23 protein-coding genes are annotated in these 23,715 nt (G+C 33.4%); 11 read left to right on the forward strand and 12 right to left on the reverse strand.

Annotated elements, in window-relative coordinates:
- Positions 1-436: 436 nt before the first annotated feature.
- Positions 437-1,180 (reverse strand): SDR family NAD(P)-dependent oxidoreductase, encoded by a 744-nt coding sequence (locus MKY02_RS13930; RefSeq protein WP_340711406.1) that lies wholly within the window; start codon positions 1,178-1,180, stop codon positions 437-439.
- Positions 1,181-1,303: 123 nt separating this feature from the next.
- Here MKY02_RS13930 and MKY02_RS13935 point away from each other — a divergent pair, with 123 nt between their 5' ends.
- Complete coding sequence (locus MKY02_RS13935; protein ID WP_076065965.1) at positions 1,304-2,194, forward strand: LysR family transcriptional regulator; 891 nt, start codon at positions 1,304-1,306, stop codon at positions 2,192-2,194.
- Positions 2,195-2,300: 106 nt separating this feature from the next.
- On the opposite strand, the gene MKY02_RS13940 is transcribed toward MKY02_RS13935, so the two are convergent.
- Together MKY02_RS13940 and MKY02_RS13945 are read right to left on the reverse strand one after the other, a co-directional pair.
- A complete protein-coding gene (locus MKY02_RS13940; RefSeq protein ID WP_038189778.1) occupies positions 2,301-2,993 on the reverse strand; it encodes a DUF3298 and DUF4163 domain-containing protein in 693 nt (230 codons plus the stop codon).
- A gap of 102 nt (positions 2,994-3,095) precedes the next feature.
- The gene (locus MKY02_RS13945; protein WP_340711407.1) at positions 3,096-3,662 is read right to left on the reverse strand and encodes a helix-turn-helix domain-containing protein; all 567 of its coding nucleotides are present in this window, start codon (positions 3,660-3,662) and stop codon (positions 3,096-3,098) included.
- Positions 3,663-3,831: 169 nt separating this feature from the next.
- Here MKY02_RS13945 and MKY02_RS13950 point away from each other — a divergent pair, with 169 nt between their 5' ends.
- The 4 genes from MKY02_RS13950 to MKY02_RS13965 all read left to right on the forward strand — a co-directional run bounded on the left by MKY02_RS13950 (position 3,832) and on the right by MKY02_RS13965 (position 9,305).
- On the forward strand, positions 3,832-4,797 hold the full coding sequence (locus MKY02_RS13950) for a DMT family transporter (RefSeq protein ID WP_038189782.1): 966 nt from the start codon (positions 3,832-3,834) through the stop codon (positions 4,795-4,797).
- A 390-nt stretch (positions 4,798-5,187) separates the two neighbouring features.
- Positions 5,188-5,958, forward strand: a complete 771-nt coding sequence (locus MKY02_RS13955) for a glucosaminidase domain-containing protein (RefSeq protein ID WP_038189784.1) — start codon at positions 5,188-5,190, stop codon at positions 5,956-5,958.
- A 465-nt stretch (positions 5,959-6,423) separates the two neighbouring features.
- A complete protein-coding gene (locus MKY02_RS13960) occupies positions 6,424-8,109 on the forward strand; it encodes a methyl-accepting chemotaxis protein (protein ID WP_038189790.1) in 1,686 nt (561 codons plus the stop codon).
- A gap of 245 nt (positions 8,110-8,354) precedes the next feature.
- Positions 8,355-9,305, forward strand: a complete 951-nt coding sequence (locus tag MKY02_RS13965; protein ID WP_038189792.1) for an MBL fold metallo-hydrolase — start codon at positions 8,355-8,357, stop codon at positions 9,303-9,305.
- A gap of 133 nt (positions 9,306-9,438) precedes the next feature.
- Here MKY02_RS13965 and MKY02_RS13970 read toward each other — a convergent pair whose 3' ends face one another.
- From MKY02_RS13970 to MKY02_RS13980, 3 genes are all read right to left on the reverse strand, one after another.
- Complete coding sequence (locus MKY02_RS13970) at positions 9,439-9,765, reverse strand: hypothetical protein (RefSeq protein WP_143690965.1); 327 nt, start codon at positions 9,763-9,765, stop codon at positions 9,439-9,441.
- Positions 9,766-10,158: 393 nt separating this feature from the next.
- On the reverse strand, positions 10,159-10,701 hold the full coding sequence (locus MKY02_RS13975; protein WP_340711408.1) for a DUF402 domain-containing protein: 543 nt from the start codon (positions 10,699-10,701) through the stop codon (positions 10,159-10,161).
- A gap of 29 nt (positions 10,702-10,730) precedes the next feature.
- Positions 10,731-11,834: a diguanylate cyclase gene (locus MKY02_RS13980; protein WP_340711409.1), complete on the reverse strand. Its 1,104-nt coding sequence runs from the start codon at positions 11,832-11,834 to the stop codon at positions 10,731-10,733.
- 416 nt (positions 11,835-12,250) lie between these two features.
- Here MKY02_RS13980 and MKY02_RS13985 point away from each other — a divergent pair, with 416 nt between their 5' ends.
- Positions 12,251-12,724, forward strand: coding sequence for a low molecular weight protein-tyrosine-phosphatase (locus tag MKY02_RS13985; RefSeq protein ID WP_340711410.1), 474 nt, complete (start codon positions 12,251-12,253; stop codon positions 12,722-12,724).
- Positions 12,725-12,875: 151 nt separating this feature from the next.
- Positions 12,876-13,697, forward strand: a complete 822-nt coding sequence (locus MKY02_RS13990; RefSeq protein WP_038189799.1) for an exonuclease domain-containing protein — start codon at positions 12,876-12,878, stop codon at positions 13,695-13,697.
- A gap of 121 nt (positions 13,698-13,818) precedes the next feature.
- On the opposite strand, the gene MKY02_RS13995 is transcribed toward MKY02_RS13990, so the two are convergent.
- Entirely contained in the window at positions 13,819-14,322 is a 504-nt protein-coding gene (locus MKY02_RS13995) for a GNAT family N-acetyltransferase (protein ID WP_076065960.1), read from the reverse strand.
- A 297-nt stretch (positions 14,323-14,619) separates the two neighbouring features.
- On the reverse strand, positions 14,620-16,371 hold the full coding sequence (gene ade / locus MKY02_RS14000) for an adenine deaminase (RefSeq protein WP_076035423.1): 1,752 nt from the start codon (positions 16,369-16,371) through the stop codon (positions 14,620-14,622).
- Positions 16,372-16,526: 155 nt separating this feature from the next.
- Here ade and MKY02_RS14005 point away from each other — a divergent pair, with 155 nt between their 5' ends.
- Positions 16,527-17,021, forward strand: a complete 495-nt coding sequence (locus MKY02_RS14005; RefSeq protein ID WP_076065958.1) for a DUF1648 domain-containing protein — start codon at positions 16,527-16,529, stop codon at positions 17,019-17,021.
- A 53-nt stretch (positions 17,022-17,074) separates the two neighbouring features.
- On the opposite strand, the gene MKY02_RS14010 is transcribed toward MKY02_RS14005, so the two are convergent.
- Entirely contained in the window at positions 17,075-17,809 is a 735-nt protein-coding gene (locus MKY02_RS14010) for an SH3 domain-containing protein (protein WP_340711411.1), read from the reverse strand.
- Between the two features lie 234 nt (positions 17,810-18,043).
- Between MKY02_RS14010 and MKY02_RS14015 the strand changes: the two genes are divergently transcribed.
- The 3 genes from MKY02_RS14015 (at position 18,044) to MKY02_RS14025 (ending at position 20,393) form a co-directional block, all read left to right on the forward strand.
- Positions 18,044-18,877 carry a transporter substrate-binding domain-containing protein gene (locus MKY02_RS14015; protein WP_038189807.1) on the forward strand — a complete coding sequence of 278 codons (834 nt, stop codon included), beginning with the start codon at positions 18,044-18,046 and terminating at the stop codon, positions 18,875-18,877.
- A 109-nt stretch (positions 18,878-18,986) separates the two neighbouring features.
- A complete protein-coding gene (locus MKY02_RS14020) occupies positions 18,987-19,649 on the forward strand; it encodes an amino acid ABC transporter permease (RefSeq protein WP_038189810.1) in 663 nt (220 codons plus the stop codon).
- 15 nt (positions 19,650-19,664) lie between these two features.
- On the forward strand, positions 19,665-20,393 hold the full coding sequence (locus MKY02_RS14025) for an amino acid ABC transporter ATP-binding protein (protein WP_038189811.1): 729 nt from the start codon (positions 19,665-19,667) through the stop codon (positions 20,391-20,393).
- A 153-nt stretch (positions 20,394-20,546) separates the two neighbouring features.
- On the opposite strand, the gene MKY02_RS14030 is transcribed toward MKY02_RS14025, so the two are convergent.
- The 3 genes from MKY02_RS14030 to MKY02_RS14040 form a co-directional block, all read right to left on the reverse strand.
- Positions 20,547-21,053 carry a GNAT family N-acetyltransferase gene (locus MKY02_RS14030; protein WP_076035420.1) on the reverse strand — a complete coding sequence of 169 codons (507 nt, stop codon included), beginning with the start codon at positions 21,051-21,053 and terminating at the stop codon, positions 20,547-20,549.
- Between the two features lie 210 nt (positions 21,054-21,263).
- Positions 21,264-21,419, reverse strand: coding sequence for a hypothetical protein (locus tag MKY02_RS14035; protein ID WP_168170736.1), 156 nt, complete (start codon positions 21,417-21,419; stop codon positions 21,264-21,266).
- Positions 21,420-21,494: 75 nt separating this feature from the next.
- Entirely contained in the window at positions 21,495-23,549 is a 2,055-nt protein-coding gene (locus MKY02_RS14040; protein WP_340711412.1) for a site-specific DNA-methyltransferase, read from the reverse strand.
- Between the last annotated feature and the right edge of the window lie 166 nt (positions 23,550-23,715).

Raw genomic sequence — 23,715 nt, forward strand, 5'->3', positions numbered from 1 at the left:
CCTTAGACAATATTCTTTTAGAAGGTCTAGGTGTTAGCTGCTGGATGTACTTTTCTTGATACCGATTATGTAATGCCAATTAATCACTTCCTTTTTTTCACTTTGGTTATGGTCAATTCACAAAAGAATGTTTTCTTATTAAACAAAAGTGGTTCGTTAGTTAGTTTAAGTAAATCCCTTCACTATCTTCATACCAATTTTAACATATATATCCAACAAAAAATCACCTCTATAAAAAACTAAAGAGGTGATTTTTTTCTAACTATATTAAAAACGATCAAACTTTTCCCATTTATTTTTTATAGCAAAGGCTAAAGTGAGTACGTATAACAAAAAGAGGCTATCCATTTTCATATATGCACACAAAAAAACGTAGTCAAAAAGACATTCATTCCTGTCTTTTTAACTACGTTTTTAATATTTATATCATCGATTGTTATTGTGCAGTATATCCACCATCAACTAATAATGTCGTACCTGTTACAAATGAAGAATCTTCACTTGCTAGGAATAGTACTGCTTTTGCTACTTCTTCTGGTGTGCCAAGGCGGCCCATTGGATGTAGAGCGATTAAATGTTGGTTAGTTGCTTCGTTTCGTCCTTTAATAAGTGGTGTATCGATGTAACCTGGGCATACTGCATTTACGCGGATACCTTCTTTAGCGTAATCTAGGCTAAGAGATTGGGTTAACAGTTTAACGCCACCTTTTGCTGATGCGTAAGCAGTTACGCCCGCTTTACCTGCATGGCTATGAATCGATCCACAGTTAACGATTACGCCTCGATTTTCTTGTTTTAGCATTTGTTCAATAGCAAATTTATCACTTAAGAAAATACCAGATAAGTTGATGTCGATTGTTTTTTGCCATTTTTCTACTGATAGTTCGTGAATCGGTCCATCCTGAGCAATTCCCGCATTTGCATACATGACATCTAATGATCCAAAAGTTTCAACTGTTTTAGCTACCATGTTTTTGACGTCTTCTTCACTTGTCACATCTGTTTTTACAAATAAAGCTTCAAATCCTTGTGCTTTTAAATCCGCAACTACTTCTTCGCCACGTTCAGAGAAATCGGCAATGACTACTTTTGAGCCTTCTTGTGCAAATAAACGGACAGTTGCTTCACCAATACCACTTGCTCCACCAGTTACTACTGCTACTTTATTTTCTAATTTCATTGTTTTTACCCTCTTCCTCAATTAGTACTTGTGTAATATGGCATTATTGTAACACTCCTATTGTTTTAGTAAAATTTAATTATATTTAATCTAACTTTAATAATTCTTAAGGATGTGCAGAATTTGAAATTAGAGCAATTGGAGTACATAGTTGAAATTGCGAACTGTGGATCTTTGACAAAGGCTTCAGAGAAACTACATGTGACGCTTTCTGCTGTTAGTCAGTCGTTATCTACATTAGAAAATGAGCTACAAATTACTATTTTCCACCGTTCTCGCCAAGGTACTGTCCCGACTGAGGAAGGAAAGAAGATACTAGAAAAAGCAAATCAAATTATTCAGCTTATGAAAGAAATGGAATCAGAAGTGGAAAATCTACAAAATGAGCTTACCGGACAATTGCGTATTGCGACAATTCCAAGCCCTATGCACCTATTTGTAAGTGCTGTTTCTGATTTTAAGAAGGTGTACCCAAAAGTAGACATAGATATTTTCGAAGGTGGTTCAAAGGATATTCTCTCAGATTTACTACAAGATCGAATTGATATTGGCGTCCTCATTTTGTATGAAAAAGTACTCGATAAACTAAATGGTCTTACCATTGAAAAGCTTCGTGATTGTAAATTGGTCGTAGGTGTTTCTTCTGATTCACCATTAGCAATGCAAAAAAGCATCACCCCTGAACAGCTGCTTCAATATCCACTCGTTGTTTATCGCGATGATTTTATCTTATGGTACTTAAACAACATCATTGCCCGCTATGGTAAACCTGATGTCCTCTTTAATACGAATAATACCGTTGCAATTCATAATGCTGTTAAAGACGGTGCACTAACATTTGGCTTGGATTACTCTTTTCAAGATCATGGTGGAATGATTGAATCTTCTATGGTTACAATTGATTTGAATATTGCAAACTTTTCTTTTATCCAATTAGGTATTGTTCATATGAAGAATCGTTATATGTCTCCAGCAGTGAGTAAATTTATAAAATTGCTCCAAGAAAAGATATAATGTGCATTTATTGAAAAAAATAATTTTAAAAGCCCTTTAATCATATACAGTGATTAAATGGCTTTTAGTTTTAAATAATTCAACATCAATATAAATTTACTAACTCCTATTCACATGTTGTTTCCATTGGTAATTCTATTTGACCAGATGAATAAGGAGCGATTTCGTATATTTGGAAAATGAGATTAATCCCTGATTTTGAATTCGTCCAATAATAAGGCGTCAAAGTTAAATTCAAATTTTTATCAGCTAATGGGTATTTTTCTTTATCGGTAAGGATTTTCTTCACTGTGCAAGTAGCCGCTTTTTTATATGCAGCAGTGGTTTTGAAATTTTGTTTCAGTGTCACTTCTTTACCAGAGTTCGTATTATAATTATAGCTTTCACTGTAATACTCACCATGCGCACCGCCAGTATAGTAATACTTTGTTTTCACGATACTAACTTTGTTATTCTGATTGTATTTGACTGTAAAAAAAGTTTTGTACTCATATGGAGCATACTCTTTTTTTGATAACCCAAGTTCTTTTCGATCTTTGTCGTATCTTTTTAGTATCTTCTTTCGTTCTTTATAATCTTGCTTAGCTAATTTTTTGAAGTTTAAATTGATTTGTTTTTGTCGTTTTTTATTCTTCATACCACTTATTTGCGGGTATTTTATATTGTTATTAAACATAAATTTGTGAGTCTTTACCGTCACTGCTTTTTTCGTTTCAGCATGCATTGTTAAAGGACTCAATGTAAATATTAGTACCATCGCAATTAGTAAACTACACACCATAGTAAGTGATCTTTTCATACGTCACAGCCTCTCACGGTTAATGTATTAACAGTATACCCTTATTTATTTTTACGATGATATTCATACAGCCAATTTTATCTATACAATTATGTACATCAATCATTTATAATTTATCGCTAAATGGAGTACAGCCTGTTCATCTGTTAAGTTTGTGTATGAGTGCTTTTCGCTCGCAACAAATTGAATTGAGTCAAACTTATTAAGTGTATAGGATGACTCTCTTATCGTTATTTCGACTTCTCCTGCCATAACCGTCGCAATTTCTATAGCTCCTGGATGATGGGCTTCAGGTTCATACTTACAACGAGGTTTTAAGTATGCACGATACATTTCCGTACTTCCTCTAACGTCATTAAATAAGGGCTCAATTACCCACTCCTGATCATTTCCAAATAATTTTGGTCCTTGTCCCGCACGTAAAATATTGATATTATTCTCCGGTTTTAATAGCGCCATTAAAGGTACTGAAAGACCATTCGCAACTTTCCATATCATTCCTAATGTAGGGTTTGTTTCACCACGTTCAATGTTACCTAGTGTTAATTTACTTACTCCTGTTTTAGCTGCCAAGTCCTCTAAACTTAATTTTTGTTCCTTTCTTAGTTCACGAAGTTTCGTTCCCACAAATTGAATCAATTGTTGTGTTTCATCCTTATTTGAACTCATATTTATTCACTCCTTTTATATTTATACTTAACTTTTATAATATTCAATAAATTATAGCATACCTTTTCGAGTCAAAATAAACTATATTATAGTATATTATACTTTACTTTATTTCAAAAAAGGTATATTATTTATCACCGTGAAAGAATTTAAATAGAGGTGATAAATTATGAAAGCAGTAGTAGTTGGGATTTTGTCTTCCCTATTTTTTTCAGCTACATTTATAATAAATCGAGCAATGAATCTTGATGGAACAAGTTGGGCATGGACAGCTTCTTTACGATTTATATTGGCCATTCCATTCCTTCTTCTCATCGTAGCATTCAGAAAAAATTTAGGACAATTATTTCGTGAAATGAGAAAAAACCCTTTTCAATGGTTATTATGGGGAACACTCGGTGGAGTAGGTTTTTATTCATTATTAAGTTTTGCAGCCGTTTATGGTCCATCGTGGTTAACATCCGGTACTTGGCAAGTTACTATTTTAGCAGGTGCATTACTTTCTCCGTTGTTCTTTGTAACGGTACCGAACGTTGATGGAGATAAAAAAGTCCGACAAAAGATTCCTTTTAAAAGTTTACGTGTATCTGTCATTATTTTAATTGGAGTAATTTTAATGCAAGTAAATCAAGCGGGGCATATAAGTGTTAAAGCATTTATTTTAGGGTTTATACCTGTTGTCATTGCCGCCTTTTTATATCCATTAGGCAATCGTAAAATGATGGAGATGTGTCAAGGAAGAATCGATACTTTCCAACGTACATTAGGAATGGCCATTAGTAGTTTACCAGTTGCTATTATATTTGGTATTTATGGAACTGTTACAGTTGGATTACCGACCGGCTCACAATTTGGACAAGCACTACTATTAGCTTTATCTTCCGGTGTGATTGCAAGTCTTCTTTTCTTCTTAGCTACAGATATGGCAAAAAACAATATGGGTCTACTTGCAGCTGTTGAATCAACGCAGGCTGGTGCAATGATTTTCACTGTTATAGGTGAAGTGATATTACTAAATGGATCTTTTCCGAAAGGTCTTTCATTGTTCGGCATGATTCTTGTAATAGTCGGAATGGTTGTAAATAGTTTAGCCAATGGCAAACAGAGAAGTATAAGTAAAAGAAAAATAGGATAGTGATTGAATCTCCTCTTCCATTATTTCAGTCTATCTATATTGATGTTTAATAGATTCAGTTATTAATGTTCAAGTTGGGTGCAGTTATTGGAAGAAAATAATACTAGTATTAGCGAGCGACTCTATTTAGAGTTGGTCGCTTTCTTTATGTTATCCATTCCAATCTCATTTGATAATAATGTTTACTTAAATCTAAAATGGGAAATGGAATTGAAATAAGGAACTATCTCACTTTCGAACACGTCCTATTAATTACATGCTCTATGGAAAGATATCTTTGCTTTCCTTTATCTAATTGCTTTACAATAGTTAGGAATAGTAAGACTTTAATATTTTTCGATAATATATGGAAGGAGGAAGGTTTTGCAGATTTGCAATACCATTAAATGAATGAAACTACTAGCAAAATTACTAACAGGTATGATCGTATTTTTCGCAATTATCGGCATAGGGATTTATGTACTAGTGCAGCAATTTGAAAATTCACGTAACGAAGCCAATACTTCTGAACAAGAATACGTTGAAGAAACAAAAAGTGTCGAAGAGTTTATCGGTTCCATTTCGGAAACTGCTCGGACACTTGCAGCAGAAAATGACCTATACGCTTCTGTAATGATTGCTCAAGCAACTTTAGAGAGCCAGTATGGACAAAGCGGCCTCGGTTCCTCGCCTAACAATAATTTATTTGGCATTAAGGGAAAATATAAAAACGACTCAGTGAAACTTGAAACGTCTGAAGATGATGGCAAAGGTAATATGACAACAGTAATGGCTGATTTCCGCAAATACCCTTCCTACGAAGAATCTTTGGAGGATTATGTACGTTTACTACGTAATGGTCTTTCTTGGAATAAAAAGTTTTACACAGGTGTTTTCAAAAGTAATACAAAATCCTTTAAAGATGCCACAAAGCATTTAACAGGATCTTACGCGACCGATTCAAAATATAACAAAAAACTAAACAAACTCATCGCTGAATATGACCTCACTCAATATGACAAACCAGTAAAAAATAAAACTACCATTAAAGTAGGAGACGGCGACTCACTGAATCATATTGCAGAAACCTATAATGTTAAAGTTACTTCCATAAAGCAATGGAATAAATTAAACACAGAAACTATTGAAGCTGGACAAAAGTTAGAAATTTTCCAATATTAAAAGAAGATGATCCCGAATTATGTGGATCATCTTCTTTTTTCTTTACCCTATAAATTATTTAAGAAGGCTTATTTATAAAAATAACTCCATCTCATTATACTCTCTTGTAGAATTTACAATTATAAGCTCCTCTTCATAAGATTTGATTTCACCTAATTCCTTTAATAAAGCTAAACACAAACTAATTACACTTTCAATATTCTCTATAGAAACCTTATAAATCTTGTAATCTCGCTTATTAATCAACATTAAATCACTTCATTTTATTTTTTAGAATTATCATATCCTCGTAATAGATGGTATATTCCATATGAGTAGTTACAATAGTTCAGGTAAAAAGATTCATAAACCGAAATAAATTAGGTGAAATTTATATCAATATTCCTTATAATATGTAAAGAGATGTAAGTTAAAAGTATTATAGTCAATTGTTTTCACTAAATACAATAGAAAGTAGTGATATTATTGAAGATAGGGAAAAAAATATTATTAGGATTTACGTTGATGGTTATTCTCATAGGTATCTCCTCGATTTTTACGGTAAAACATACTCGTGAAATTGATAAAAGTTTCGATGAATTGGTAGATAGACGATTTGTTCAAATTAGATTAGTGGATGATATTCAATATGAAATGGCTCTACAAGGGTCTTATTTACGTGGATATTTATTGCAAAAACATAGTAAATCTTTGGAATCATTACGAGATCATCAAGCCATTTTTGATGAAAAATTAGCCGAACTAGAAACAATGGTCCGATCTGATACGATGAAAGAATTAGTTGCAGATTCAATCGCTGCTAAACAAGAGTTTGATCGTTATACAAAAGAAACAATTTATGTACATCAAACCGGTAATGTCACTAAAGCAACCCAATTGATGAATGAACAAATACAGCCTATAAATGACAGAGTTTTAACCAATGCTGAAGATATGCTTACATACCAAAACGAACAATTAGAGAAAATTCAACTTGATGCAAAAGATAAAACAAGTTACGCAACTCTTTCGGCTATTATTAATTTCATAGTAAATCTAGTTGTTGCGACAATCATCTGTATCACTATTACACGAATGATTTCTACCCCTGTTCGTAGGTTAAATGAAGGAGTTAAGCTAATAGCAAAAGGCGATTTATCACAGCCTGAGATCACAATTCGCACTAAGGATGAACTTCGTGAACTAGCAGATTCCTTTAACGAAATGAAGCAGAATTTACGTAATTTAATACTTGCAACGAATAATAGTGCAGAACATTTATCTACTTCTGCAGCAGAATTATCGGCAAGTACAGAAGAAGTATCACAATCTTCAGAGAATGTTTCGACTAGCATTGAAACAACCTCTTTAAATGCTTCTATGTCATCGGCAGCTGCTAAAGAAAGTGTTATTGCTATGGACGAAACAGCTTCTGGAGTTCTACGTATTACTGAATCAACGCAAACTTTACACACAACCGCAATTGATACTCTGACTGTTGCAGAAGAAGGTCAGAATAAACTAATTGATGCAAAAGAACAAATGCAAAATATTTACGATGCAACTGTACTGGTAACAGAATTAACAAAACAACTCGGATTACAAACTGTGGAAATTGAAAATATTACAAAAGTAATAACAGGAATAACTGAGCAAACGAATTTACTAGCTTTAAACGCAGCGATTGAAGCCGCACGTGCTGGAGAACATGGTAAAGGCTTTGCTGTTGTAGCAGATGAGGTTCGAAAACTGGCAGAGGAATCAAAATTATCAGCCAACAAGATCGTTAACTTAACAGCCACTATTCAACGAGATACAAAAAATGTTGAAAATGGTGTCTCACAAGGATTGATGACTGTTGAAGAAGGTGTCAAGATTATTGAGCAAGCTGATGTTTCATTCCGCTCCATCACAGGTGCTGTACGTTCAATGACATCCCAAATTGAAGAAATTTCTGCCGCTTCTGAAGAAATTTCCGCTAGCGCCGAAGAAGTTGCAGCTTCAATATCAGAAATAGCAAACCATTCAGATGGTACTTCAGTTCAAATTGAGGCGGTATCTAGCTCAATCGAAGAGCAAGTAGCTTCAATGCAAGAAGTCCATAGCATTGCACAAGATTTAAATGCAAAATCGATATCACTTCAAAAAGAAATTCAGCAATTTAAGTTGTGATATTAGAGCCCATGGAAATCAAAATTTCCCATGGGCTTTTTTGATATTTGCTAATACTACATTAATAGCTTAAAGCCTTATACTCAAGCCCACTTTATTGTAATTTACATGAATACATACGTCTTAGTAGGCAAATTAAATGTTCCTATAACTCCCCTAATTCTTTAGCATCAATCTTTTCCTTTTACATTTTCTCTCAATCTATTTACACTTAATATAAACTACATATATTGGAGGCGAGTCTGATGGAAAAGATTGAACAGATTAGCGAAGGGTTATTTTGCATCGATACGTATGATTTAGGACGACCAAATCGGACGAGTTCTTATTTGTTAAAGGATAAAAAAATTGCATTAATCGAAACATCTGCAAGTCCTTCTGTACCTTATATCATGCAAGGACTTCAGGCGCTAGGCGTGGCTCCTGAAGATGTAGACTATTTGATATTGACACATATCCATTTAGATCATGCAGGTGGTGCTGGGTTATTTATGGAGAAATGCAAAAATGCAGAACTGATTGTGCATCCAAAAGGAGTACGTCATTTAGTAGATCCTAGTCGCCTCATTGCCAGTGCACAATCTGTTTACGGTGATCAATTTGATACTCTATTTGACCCTATTTTACCTGTAGAAGAAGCACGAATGCGGTCTGTTGAAGATGGAGATCAACTAGTACTCGGTGAAACAACTTTGACTTTCTATCATACAAAAGGTCATGCTAATCACCATATCTCTATCCATGATAGTAAGAGCAAGGGGATTTTTGTTGGAGATACTACTGGAGTATATTATCCGGAACTTTTGGAAGAAGACTTCGACTTAATCCTTCCTTCTACGTCACCAAATCAATTCGACCCTGATGCAATGGAGCAGTCAATTCAGTTATATGAAAAGCTTGCGCCAAGTCAGCTATACTTTGGCCATTATGGTGTTTACTATGAGCCTAATATGGCATATGAACAAGTTCGTTACTGGTTACCGATTTTCTTAGAAGAAGGTAAAAAAGCAATGGCGGCAAAAGAGGAGTTTTATGCGAGATCACGAGATTTAGAAAAACGTTTGAATGCAGTTGTAAATGATTATGTGTTACAACATGGTTTAATGCTTAATCACCCTGTTTTCAAAGTGATACCGCTAGATACGGCAGTTTCTGCTATGGGAATCATTGATTATTTGGTGAAATTAGAAGGATAAGATTATAAAAAGCAGGTTTGCAATTTTAGTTGCAGCCCTGCTTCTTTATTAGTTTATATTTGTTTACTTTTAGGCAGATGTTTTCTAGTATACTAATCTTCATTATTAAATATCTTTTGCTTAAGCTATTCATCTAAAACTCTACTTTATATTTCGCTATTTGTCTGCTTAATTCATCGAACCACTTTTTGTCATTAGTATCTAACGCTAATTCTTGTAGCGCTAGTAAATCTTGTAGTTGCAATTTGTCTTCGTCATTTAGTTTTAAATTTTCGAATTGAACAATGCGATCTTTTTGTTGTACACCATCAAAAAATTTAACAACTGCAGCTTTTCCCTCTGCATCAATAGATAAAATATAACCATCAAGATTTTGAGAAATCACCCATTTACCAATATCCTTTTTCATTAATTCCATCTGCATCATTCCTTTCACTAGCTCGAATTTGTGTAGATTCATTTGCTGGCTTCTAGAAAATACAAAAAAATCCGCTTGCATGTACATGACTTCATATTCAGAATTTTTATCTTCTAAAATGATTTCAATAAGGCTAGCGGATAATTTTAGTTTTTAATATTACTATATTCTATCACTTAATTTCTGAATAGTAAATTAATTAATAGGAAATATAATTTTATATTTATGATGAATAAGAAAGAAATATACCTTTAAATTTTCTAAGAAGTTGTAGCTTTGAAACATAGAAAGAGCATGATTTAAAAAAAGAAGAATCAAAACATACCCTATCCTATTTACTAGGATTGTTCTTTTATAAAAAATATTGATCATTTTGTATTCGCTAATCAACTAATTCACCAGTTTTTGAAAGTTCAAATCAAAAAAACAAACGTTTTAATATTTTCTGTTGTTCAACAAAGGAAGGAGTTCTTCATGTTTATAGAGATTCTCAGTTTCTGAAATAATTTGAGAAAGAAGCATATCAAGTGACTCTGTTAATGAGTTCAGAGTTTGTTGGACAGATCCATCTTCAAATTGATTTAACGGCTCAGGTAACTCATCTTCATCTAAAATAAAATAGTCTCCATTCGGAAGTACCAAAATATCAATAATCAAGTCTTCAAACGATACCAAATTATCTATCATATATGTATTTTTCACGATATTAAAATAGGAACCTATATAATTCCCTTTATTATCTCTCCATATATATAGATTATACGGACGATTTTTCCAGTAATATGCAATTGTATAACTACCTTTAGAAATGGTTAACTTTGTTTGGTTTGCTATCATCGTGAAGGAATCCATTATTTCATGAAAAAGTACAAAATTTTGATTTTGAGCTTTTAACAGGATACAACTATACTCTACAACTGTAGAGTCATACCGTATTTTTCTTTCATTTACTTTATCCCCTCGTTGAATAGGTGACATAATTTTAGTTTCCCCTCTCAATAAATACTCTATTCCGCACCTACAGTTATCGAAATGCGTTTAGTTTGAACCTCTAATGCTTCGATTTGATCTCTCCCTTTTTCCTTTGCGATATACAAGTTCTGATCTGCTCGTTTCACTGCTTCTTGTAAATTCATACCTTTCTTCAATTCCGCAATACCAATAGAGACCGTTACATATGTTGATAAATCCTCATCAATATAAAATGGGGTAGTACGTATCTCTTTTTGAATTGCCTCAAGGTACTGAACAGCCTGATCAAAATTAGTATGTCCTTGGTATATGATAAATTCTTCGCCACCATATCTCCCAACCTTTACATACTCATTTTCATAGTTTTTAAATATGCTTCCAATCTCACTTAAAATTTGATCACCTACTACATGACCATATGTATCATTTAACTTCTTAAAATAATCAAGATCAACCATCGCTAAATAGTGATTTTCATTTGTTGCTTTTCTCTTTTCTTCTACAATTTCAAAGAACTTATTTCGATTTAATAACTTCGTTAATGAGTCATGCCAAGCTATAAATTCTAGTTGATTATTCAAATTGTATCGTTTTCGTTCCATCAAAACAAAATAATACAAAACAGATGCTGCTCCTAGCAATGAAGTATATCGTAAAAAAAATATGCTTTTAAATATTTCTAGGCCGTTTGGAATAATAAAAATAATAGGAAAATCTGAGATAAACCAACATGCCGTAAAAAGAAGAATCTTATCTAAATAACTACTAGAAAATTTGTTGTTTTTATAGACAGCTAATGTTAATAAGGTAGGACCAATCATACCAAATAAGATACCCGGTATAGTACCCACCCCCCCTATCAAAACACGCCAAACACATACAATCAATAAGATGGGAAGTGTCAATCTCCAATTACCAAAATAAGCTAAAAAAATTAACGGAATCATTCTTAAATCTACTCGATACCCCTCAAATTCGATTGGTAAATAAAACATTGTGATAACTGATGCTGAAACTGTCATAACGAGTAAAAAAAGATATAGCATATTCGGTAAGTGTTTTTTGTAATTATTAAGTGCCTGGATGATTAAATGCATTAATAAAATAATCGATAGATTCGATAAAATCGATTGAAGCATATTTACTACCCCTTTTATAAATAACTGCAAAAAAACGAATGCACAAATATTATTTTTAGCTAAATTAGGTGTTTATACGACACCATTATTCATATAAAAAATACTGATTCTTCAATAACAAAGCAATAATTTATTTGCATTTCGTTTCACTTTATTAATTAATTGATTTATTAAATACTCTTTTAAATAATTGATTTAACTTTTCAATCAACATTAATATGATACCATAAACCCCCTTCTAGCACACTATAAAATTAGTACCTTTGAACTATAATTAATTTAAGAACAATTATCACCTTTTTAACTAAAAATAAACTATAAACTTGTCTTCAATCCATAATCGTCGTAAAATTGATTATATAAGCCCATAAGCACTCGAAGTATCAAAAATATTCTTTCGTATAGGAGATATAGATATGATTAACGTTTTATTTGTCTGCCTCGGGAACATTTGCCGCTCACCTATGGCCGAAGCATTATTCCGAGACTTATTAAAGAAACAAAACTTAGATGACAAAGTGACAGTTGATTCTGCAGCTACAGGATCATGGCATATTGGAGAACCTCCGCACGAAGGTACGCTTGCAATTTTAGAGAAAAATAATATTTCTTCTGCTGGTATGGCTGGTCGTCAATTGAAAAAAGAAGATTTTGAGCAATTTGAATATATAGTAGGTATGGATAATAGTAATATCATGAATATTTACGAAATGACGGGTCAACCTAATCATCCGAAAATCCTGCGTCTACTCGATCTAACAGATCATAAAAAAGATGTCCCTGACCCATATTTTACTGGCGACTTCCAGGAGACATATGACCTTGTTACTGAAGGTTGCCACGCATTACTTGAAAAGATTCGTAGTGAACATAATTTAACTTATTCATAAGAAAATCCCGCCAATATATTAGTTGGCGGGATTTCATTTTCATTGCAATTTAACGAGAAAGATCATCCAGTATTATTACTGCACAGTACCCATTTTTTAAAAAATAATTGTTATAATAGATTAATATTTTTTCAACTTAGGAGGATTTCATATGGATTTTGTAGCCATTGATATTGAAACAGCCAACCAATGGCGCGATAGTATTTGTTCGATCGGATTAGTAAAAGTGGTGAACGGAGAAATCCAAGACACCCTATATACATATATCAATCCAGAACAACCATTTGATGAGTATCATACACATCAACATGGTTTAACAACTGAAATGGTACAACTTGCGCCGACCTTTAAAGAATTCTATCCAACATTATGTCGTTGGCTAAACAATCAATATGTTGTTGCGCATTATGTTAAATATGATGAAAATGTCATTCAAGAATCATGCGAGAGTATTCAACAACTTCCCCCTTATTGTCAATACGGATGTTCATTCGAATTAGCTCAAAAATCTTTTCCAGATTTACCAAATTATAAATTAACCTCTGTTGCATCTAATTTATCAATCCCATTATCTATGGAGAATGCTGACTTGATTGCTAGCATTGTACTTACAATTAGTAAGATGAAAAATATTCAACATATAAATAGCTTATTCAATCTTTCTATCGAGAATAGTCAAAATGTAACTTCAAGTATAAAGGGGCCTTTTTTCAAAGGAAAAACGGTTGTCTTTACTGGTGGCTTACAAGGCATGACTCGTTCCTCTGCTGCGCAAAAATTACGGCAAGTAGGGGGTATCTTTAGCAATGTAGTATCTAAACAGACCGATTATTTAGTCATTAGTCGCAATAGTATTGAACGCTCTGAGTCCGGTCATAAAAGTAGTAAATTTCTGAAAGCTGAACAACTAATTGCTACAGGACACTCGATTCAGCTTATGCATGAAGAACTTTTTATTGATAAATTGAAATAGAGTTTGGAATAAGCACTACTGTACAAATCCAATCTAACGAACGAGATATATGTTATTTTCCAGACATAAAAGAGCCAACATTAAAATGCTGGCTCTTAGCTTTTTGATTTTGTAATATATTTCAGAAAAATCTCCAGAAGTAGCAGTATTCCGTTTCCTTATAGATTTCTGCTCCTGATTTTTCTAACACCCTATGCGATGCAATATTGTTTTTATCAGTATCTGCTATAACAAACTTAACCTCAGGCTGATTTAACAACCAACTTTTAATATTATTAACGGCTTCAGTCATATAGCCTTTTCCCTGATATTGAGGAAGAGTGTAATAACCAATAATTACTTCACCATCTTCATTTGGGCGACCTTTTAACATGATACCACCAACTGTACAGTTTTTATCTCTCGATATAATTAGCCAATTGGTGCACCATATATAATCTTGCTGATTCTCCCTTACTTTTGATAGCCTGAATTTCAGAGCTAGTTTAAGCTCTTCATTCAAGAATTCATCTGATGCATTTAAAGATAACTTTATTTCTACTTCTCTTTGATTATGAATTAGTAACTTCAAGTTTTCTAGATTTAATGGTATTAGTTTTAGTCTTTCTGTATTTAATTCAACCATTCTTCCACTCCTATCATAATTTTCATGTCACTTATATTGACTCTAAAGCAAAATTATAAATAGGTATTTATTATTGGCAGCAGCCCCCAGTTTAATTATTTACTGTAGACAAACTCGAAAAAATCTAGATTTATCTATAGCTTTTTTATTTTAAATAAATATAAATATATAAGACCGTTGATTTCCGCTACGGTGGACGCTTTCCGCGGGCGTGCGCCAAGTCGCTTCGTCGCTACGCTCCAATCAACTACTCATGTAATAAAACAAATTATTATTCAAACTAGCTTTTTTGATAGTCTACTCTACTTCAACAGCAATGTGTTTGAAATTTACTACATCAAATAATCCGGTATCTGTTAGTTTTATGTCTGGTATTACAGGTAAGCTAATGAACGATAATGTCAGAAATAGATGAAAGTCTAAATCTGGATTGAGCTGTAATAATGCTTCATGCAATTCGTACAGTTGTTTTTTTGCAATAGGAGCTGGTTGATCTGTCATTAGCCCTGCAACTGGCAAAGGAAGAGCACTTAATATTTGTCCTTCTGCTACAACAACATAGCCCCCTTGCATATTCTGCAATGCTTCAACAGCAAGTAACATGTCCTCGTCATTTGTTCCTAGCACAAGTGCATTGTGAGAATCGTGAGCAACAGTAGTCGCAACAGCTCCCTTTCGAAGTCCAAAGCCATGTGTGATACCAAGACCAATATTCCCAAGTTGATGATGACGTTCAATAACAGCCAATTTCAACATATCATTTTCTACTGAGGGTATGAAAACACCATCTTCAACAGTAACATCAGCTATCAACTTCGTCGTCATAATCTGATTTGGTTGAATTTCAATAACATTCGCTTTTGAGCCTTTTATAAAAGGAATCGCCAGATCGGATTCAGTCAATGCGGGAATATTCACAGATTGCATAATAGCAGTTGGAACATAATTTTCTCTTTGCTTCTTTTGTAGTATCTGACCATGTTCGGCAACCTTTTCGCCATTTTTCCATACAGTTTTTGGCTCACAACTATTGAGATCTTCGAGTAGAATAAAGTCTGCAATAAATCCTTCCGCTAAAGCACCCTTATGTAGTAGTTGATAGCAATTGGCTGCATTAAGTGTGGCTAATTGGATTGCTTGTAGCGGTTCCATTCCCTCTTCAATTGCGAGTGCAATGTCATAATTAATACTCCCCTCTTGCATGAGTTCGTCAAGATGTTTATCATCTGTACAAAATAGGAAGCGATGTGCATTTGTCGGTGTTACTGCAGGTAGTAATGCACGAAGATTTTTGGCTGCAGAACCTTCACGAATGAGTACATACATACCTTGCTTCACACGATTTCTAGCCTCATCTGCCGTTACGCATTCATGATCGGTTTGAATACCAGCGGCACGATATCCCCGAATTTGCTGAGGGGATAATCCCGCACCATGGCCATCAATAATTCTCTTAGTAGATTCAGTTTGTTCAATTTTCGCAAGCATCTTTTCATTAGCTTCTAATACGGCTGGAAAATCCATAACTTCAGCTAAACCAAGTACATCTGGATGAGTTAAGAATGGCGCTAAATTCTTAGCTTCTAACACTGCTCCAGAATTTTCAAATGATGTTGAAGGGACACTCGATGGTAGCATTACATGAATATCCATCGCTGCATTTTCAGCATTATCTAACATGTATTGAATCCCATTTACCCCAGAGACGTTAGCAATTTCATGTGGATCTGTAATCACCGTCGTAATTCCATGTGGTAGTAAAATACGGCTAAATTCTGATGGCGTTAACATCGATGATTCAATATGGATATGACCGTCAATAAGGCCTGGAATAACATATCTTCCTTGCGCATCTTCTTCATACTCTGCTTCAAATTGACCATCAGGATCAATTGCCACAATGTATTCTTCTGAGACAACAACATCAGCCATTCTCCATTGTAAGTTGAATACATCAGCTACCTGAGCATTTCGTAATATAAAATCAGCTTTTACTTTCTTCTGTGAACATAAAATTCTGCGTTGCCTACTAGTTATTTGGGGATTCATCAAGATACCTCCTAATTGTTCTGTAGTAACCTTTTTATATTTATACCATAAATATACTTGCAACAATAATTACTAATGTTAAAAATTGAGTATTTTAGTAATTATTATGAAACTTTCTCTTTCTTCGCTCGTAAACAAATAAAGGGGGTTATCACATGTTCAATCAACCTAAGTTAGTTATTCCCCGTTCTGCTGTGAGAACGACATTTGATATTTTGGCTATCGGAATATTTGTAGTAGCAATTATTTATGGAATTACACAATGGTCTAGTCTACCTTCTGAAGTTCCAACACATTATAATGCATTGGGTGTACCAGATGACTGGGGCCCGAGATGGATGTTCTTTTTACCACCAATTATAGGAGTAGTATTATGGTTATTCTGTCATGTACTGGAGCAAAAACCACATTTGCATAACTATAGTACATTAACAGCTGACAATACCGAAAGGCTTTATAAGAATTCAATGTTACTATTAAATTTTGTAAAAAATGAAATTCTATTGTTTTTCGCCTTTAATATTTGGAATGATGTGCATATAGCTCGTGGTGGTGAAAGTTTACTTGGAGTCTATGAGATGCCACTTTTCCTTGCCATCCTATTTGGTACAATCATTTTTTTTGTCGTACGTTTTTTCAAGCTCAGATAATAGATTAAAAGCTCAAGCCACGCAAACGTGGCTTGAGCTTTTTTGTACATTCTTCACTTTGTATACTTCGCCAATTGGAATTTTTTCTTACCGTTTAGTTTCCACATAACAATACCTTTCCCTGGTGCAATGTAATAATGGGAATACGTATTATAGATATTGTGATCTATTCGAACTTTGACAACTTCATTAATAGAGCCCGCTGCAGTTTTAACTGACATATTTACATCTTGGATTTGAATCTCATCTTGCTCATTTTTCCATTTTTTCCCCTTTGTTAATGGGTAGTTCAGTCGAAAACTTGTATGCCCTGTTGGGGATAAATAGGTGAAATGCTTGCTATTTTCCAAATAAGATGTTTCCACTCCATTTTTAGACTTTGCTTTAACACCTCCTTTTATTTTTACATAAGATTCGGTACTATTTCCATAATAAATGTCTTCTTCATAATTTTTGTAAGTATACTTCCCTATTTTAGGTAGCAAATTCCCCGTCACTTTTTGTACAGCTTTTTTTGAGTTTAGATAGGTGGAAGAAACATAAGCTGTTCCTTTTTTATATTGAATTTTTGACCAGCCTTTTGATGTGCTAATCACTTTCACTTTCTCATTTTTCTTTAATTGACCCAATTTTTTTGAATTTGTTGTAGCTTTCATACGAATGTTTAATACATCTGCTTGTACATATTGTGTCATTAAACTCGTTTTTGCTTCTATCTTCGGCTGGTTAATGAAACTCACACTACTAATTAAGATTACAATAACAAGTATATATCTATATCGCTTCATTTTGGACACTCCTCCTATTTAGATCAAAAACCTATTAATTCCATACAAACCATTATATAAAACTAAGTACCCGAAAATATCCAATTTAATCATTTTTTTAAACCTTAAATAAACAGAATTTTCAACCAACTATTAAATTCACTATTTATATTGGTATATTTACTACCTTACTCTCCATATATTAAGTTTAAAGATTTACTAGTTATAGCTATTTAATTGAAAGGAGGAGAAAGGGTGAAAAAGAGTTTACTAGTATTGCTATTGTTGATGAGTATGATTTTAACAGCATGTGGTGGAGGTGAGAGTGATAAGGCTGGTAATGCAGGTGAATCCACAATTGATCGTGTAAAGAAGGCTGGAAAATTGGTTGTTGGTACAGCTACAGGATATGCACCTTTTGAAATGGTCAATTTGAAAGAGGAGTTTGTCGGCTACGATATTGATACCGCGAAAGCAATAGGAAAGGCCTTAGATGTAAAGGTAGAATTTAAAGAATATTCATTTGATGGATTAATAGCTGCCTTGCAAGTTGGTGAAATTGATATGATCGTTTCAGGTATGACAATTACTGGTCCCCGAGCATTGTCTGTTAGTTTCCCTAATCCTTATTATCAAACAAAACAAGTAATGTTATTACCTGATACAGATAAGACGACAAAATCTTGGAAAGAACTGGATCAGAAAGGAAAGAAAATTGCAACTATTATAGGAACAACTGGTCAAATTTTTGCAAAAGCAAACTTTAAAAATGCAGAATTCAAAGATTACAGAGAAATGCCCGCTGCGGCTTTAGCGATGTTATCAGGTCAGTTAGATGCTGTTATCTATGACGAGTCTTCAGTACGTATTTGGCAAAAGCAAAATGGAAAATCTCATATCTTAGATGAGAATATTTCTGCTGAAAATTTGGGTATTGCCGTGGCTCACAATGATTTAGTAACAGTCCAATGGCTAAATTCATTCCTTTATAGTTATTTAGGTGGACCACAGGAATTAGCTTCACGTTCTTACTGGTTTGAAAGTGATGATTGGTACGGAGATATTAATACAAAAGTAGAAGCAGAATGATCAGTTAGGTAGAATACTTTGAAGATCTTATTTTTGGATTGTACGTATAAGGTCTTCAATCATTTTAATGCCCTTATATAAGTCATTTCAATGGAGGAGTTCCTACATTATGAGATATCAACCTGATTGGAGCGTTATCACAAATAATCTCGATATCTTTTTTAAAGGGATGTATTTGACGCTCGAAATTTCAGCATTATCTTTACTATTTGCTATACCGATTGGGATTCTTTTTGGAGTTGGTCGAATATCAAAAAACCCTATCATTCGTTTTATCTCTTCCGTGTATGTTGAAGTTATGCGTGGTGTTCCCCTGCTCGTTATATTGATTTGGATTCATCTCGTTCTTGGTCAGTTTTTAAAGCTTGGTGCTTATTGGGGATCGATTGTTTCTCTGGCTATATTCTCTGGTTCATTTATCGCGGAAATTGTTCGTGGGGGAATCCAATCTGTTCCGAAAGGTCAAATGGAAGCTGCTCGTTCATCTGGCATGTCCAATTTTCAAGCTATGCGTTTGATCATACTGCCTCAAGCTTTTAGAAAAACATTACCTCCTATGGCATCACAATTCATCATTCTTATTAAAGACTCATCACTTGTTTCAACCATTTCAGCTGTAGACTTAACATTAAAGGCGACAAATCTAGCTGCTATCTCTTATCGTTATATTGAAATATGGACATTCGTTGCTCTGTTATATTTTGCAATGACATTTACATTATCACTAATCATACGACAGTTTGAAAAACATTGGTTAAAAAGCGAGTATTAAGAAAGGGCTGATTGCATGATTTCCATTAACAGTGTCAATAAAAGCTTTGGCAACAATCAAGTTTTAGTAGATATCAATTTAGAGGTAGAAAAATCAAATGTAATTGCATTAATCGGACCAAGCGGTGCAGGAAAATCCACGCTCATTCGAGTGATCAATGCACTTGAAGAAATTGATAACGGGGAAATTATAGTAGATGGGACGTCAATTCATGATAAAAAAACGGATATCAATAAAGCCCGTACAAATATCGGTTTCGTATTTCAAAGCTTTAATTTGTACCCATTTCTAACTGCGCTTGAAAATGTCACAATAGCCCCTATTAAAGTAAAAGGAATGACGAAGGCTGAAGCAGAAAAAATGGGTATTGTGTTACTTAGTTCCCTTGGATTAGCTGACAAAATACACGTCCATCCCTCTCATCTTTCAGGTGGACAACAACAACGTGTCGCCATTGCACGAGCTTTGGCGATGGACCCGCAAATCATGCTCTTCGATGAGCCTACTTCTGCACTTGACCCTGAAATGGTTAAAGAAGTATTGGATGCCATTCGGAAGCTTGCAAAAGAAGGGATGACGATGATTGTTGTGACGCATGAAATGGGATTTGCACGCGAAATATGTGACAAAATTGTTTTTATGGCTGAAGGAAAAATTGTTGAAGTCAATTCACCTGATAAGTTTTTCACTGCCCCTGAATCTGAACGTGCAAAGACATTCTTATCAAAAGTTTTAAATCACTAATATCAATAAAAGTAAAAACTTATGTTATTGTATCCATACACAAAGTAAAATTTGTAATTTATACTAGAAGTAAAGAAAGGATAGATAAAGCAAAGAACCTTTATCCATCCTTTTTATAATAAAGCTGACATTATTTGAATCTATAAGTACTGTTTAGACATAAAGTTTCTTACTATTTTCAACAGCCAAATCAAAAAGGAATATTATTTCCTCTCCGTAATCACCCACAAATCTAAATTCTTGTTCTATGAATCCAGCTTTTATGTATAAATTAATTGCTGCGATATTCGTATGATGAACAGTTAATATAATCTCATTCTTTTCAGGGAAGTGTTGCTTTGTTATTTTCGGCAATAATTTTAACACAGTAAGAGCAAATCCTTTTCTCTGGAACCGTGAGTCAATGGAGAACGATTTGAAAATAATACTATTCTCATTATTTGTATATATATTTTCACTTTTATTCGTATATAGGGCAAAACAGCCCACCAAATTTCCATCATAAATTACAACGAATGGCTGATTATATTGATCCTTCTTAAATGCAGCAATAACGTTAATAGGTAACGAAGTATAAATTGCTTGCTCTTCAGGTAAACAGTATTTACTGATAGCTGTAAAGTCACTTTCTTCAAAAGGCTTTATAACTAATTCACTCACCTATTTATCCTCCTATATTCTATTATTTATTTTCCAAGTATTACTTTTTGTATTTTAACATAGAGATTAGTTTTAATTTTTCGATTTTATATTCATTGAAAGATTTTTAGAGTACAAAAAAGCACACCACAACTAGAATTGTGATGTACTTTCTAAAAAAATCTATACCATATTAAACATGAAAATTAACTATTCAGTTTGTTTTTTCTTTTATTTTTTATCAACAAGAACTAATACAAGGGTAGCTATTGGACCTAAAAATAAAGATAGTAGAAACCAGTTGAATCCTGAACGATTCTTCCCCTGCGCAATACCTGCATTTATGAGCATAAGAGTACCCCAACCGACTACATATTGATTATCCATTATTTATCACGGCTTTCTTTTTTTATTACTATTTATACGGATAAAAAGGATTGTTGGTTTCAGAATAACACCTAACTATATTACTAGAACTTTTTCTACACCATTTTGCTTTAATATTTGCTGTGCCTTGTTGCGTATTGCTTCATTATGAAAACAATCTTCGTAGAATATCATACGACTAGGTTTTTTACTTGCTAAGATATTAATTTGGTCTAGTGATAGGTCCTCTTCAAGACAAATGAATACTGTACCTCCATTGACTGAAAAAACGGTACATCCCCCTAGTATGAATCGTTCAATTGGTAGTGCTATATCTATTCCTTGCTTGAGAAGTATTTCAAATAAAACGTCCTCTTCATTTCTTCCCTGTTTCACAGGTTGAGCTAAATTTAAAGGCATCTGTTCTACATTTGATAGGTATTCTTCCCATATTTTTAAATTCGTCGTATCTAGTTTGAAATTTTTAAAACCTAAATCATGATGAGTGGAATGTTGTACCTCCCTTTTCATACATACCAAACGCTCTTTTCCAAGTTCTGATAATAACGGCTTTCTACCAACACTTTTTAAATAATCAATTAGTTTCTTTGTATCTTTTTTAGCTTCACTTGATAATTTCTCTTGTATTTGCTCAAGGTTTTCATTAATTTGCACCAGTATATAACGGAGTGATAGATTACTTTCAATATTGTATCGAACAGTCGCTTCGCCAAACGTCCCTGATCCAGCGAAAAAATCCATCACTATATCATCGTCTTTTAAAGCGACCATACTTAATAATCTTTTTATTAATTTTAAAGGTTTTTTACCGTTTCGATAATCCACAAATCCCTCTTTATCTAAACCGGTTGTTTTAATATCTGCCCAGAAATCACATGGATGTACGGTCAAATAATCATCAGCAAAAAGTATTTTAATACGTGGTGAATCCACAGCTGTATTATAGTGATTATTAATAAAATACAGCTTGTTATTTGGCGTGGTCATAACAAATGCTTGATTTCGATTTGTTTTTCTCTTTTCATCAGCAATAGCTTTGACACTAGCCGCTACTGAAACGGTTCTAATTATTCTCCAAGCATTAGAAAACAAGAATCCTTCAAAATCTTTTTTTTCAATGTTGTTCCTTTTTGCAAATTCAAAAACAGGGACTAATTGAATGTTTGCTAAAATGACATCACTTCTTTTAATGTCCTCTATAGTTCGATCTTCATTATCACGAATCTCTTTTAATTCTTCTATTTCTTTTTTATTTATATTTGTGAGAATTGTTTTATATTCATTATCCCATGTACTTTTAGGGATTCTTATTTTTTCAAATGTAGCATCTCTTTTTTTATAGCAAAGTACATATTCCTTTAATTTAGGAATTTTTCTTTTAACATGCGTCATTTTTACACCTGTTGGTTCAGACATCTTGACAACAATGGTCGTGACAAAATTCTCTTCCCCAAATATCTCATTGCAAATACGTTTTAAATTATCCACTTCATTATCGTCGATGGAGATAAAGATTACCCCTTCATCTGACAATAAGTTACGGGCGATTTTCAATCTCGGATACATCATATTTAACCATTCTGTATGAACTCTTCCGCTAGTCACTGCATTCGATTCTAAACTTTCATTCGTATGTTCTTTATAGTTTTTCATCGGGCCACGGAAGTTATCTTTATAAACAAAATTATTTCCAGTATTGTATGGAGGATCAATATAGATAAGCTTTACTCGATTATGATAACTATTTTGAAGTACTCGCAATACTTCTAAGTTATCCCCTTCAATATAAAGGTTTTTCGTTGTTTCCCAATCTAAACTCCCTGCAATATCAGGTCTTAAGGTTCCTGTCGTTTGCTTTTGGGCTGATTGTATCGCCTCTGTTTTACCATTCCATGTAAAATCAAACCGTTCTTTTTCAGTTTCTATCTGTTCACCTAATATCAATTGAAGCTTAGCAAAATCTATTTTGTTTTCTGTACAAATTTCCGGAAAAAGCTCTTTCATTTTTTCAATATTGTGCTGTACCGTATGAAAAGATTGACCAGCTAGTTTATCCATATAAGCGCACTCCTTTATATATGTAAAACTATACCAATTGTAAAAACTTCTTATTTGATAGTATATTCCCATTATCATAATAACTATTCAATCATTGTTCATTTATTATTTTCTCTATTTGTTGCAATTTTTTGGTATTAGCTAACATTTTGTAAACATATAGGTTAAAATAGTTCTTAAGTACCTTTTCTCCTGACCTTTGTTCTATTTTTATAAAGAATTAATATAAAGGTGGTTG

It is taken from the genome of Viridibacillus sp. FSL R5-0888, from assembly GCF_038009105.1.
In the GTDB taxonomy this organism is placed as follows: Bacteria; Bacillota; Bacilli; order Bacillales_A; family Planococcaceae; genus Viridibacillus; species Viridibacillus arenosi.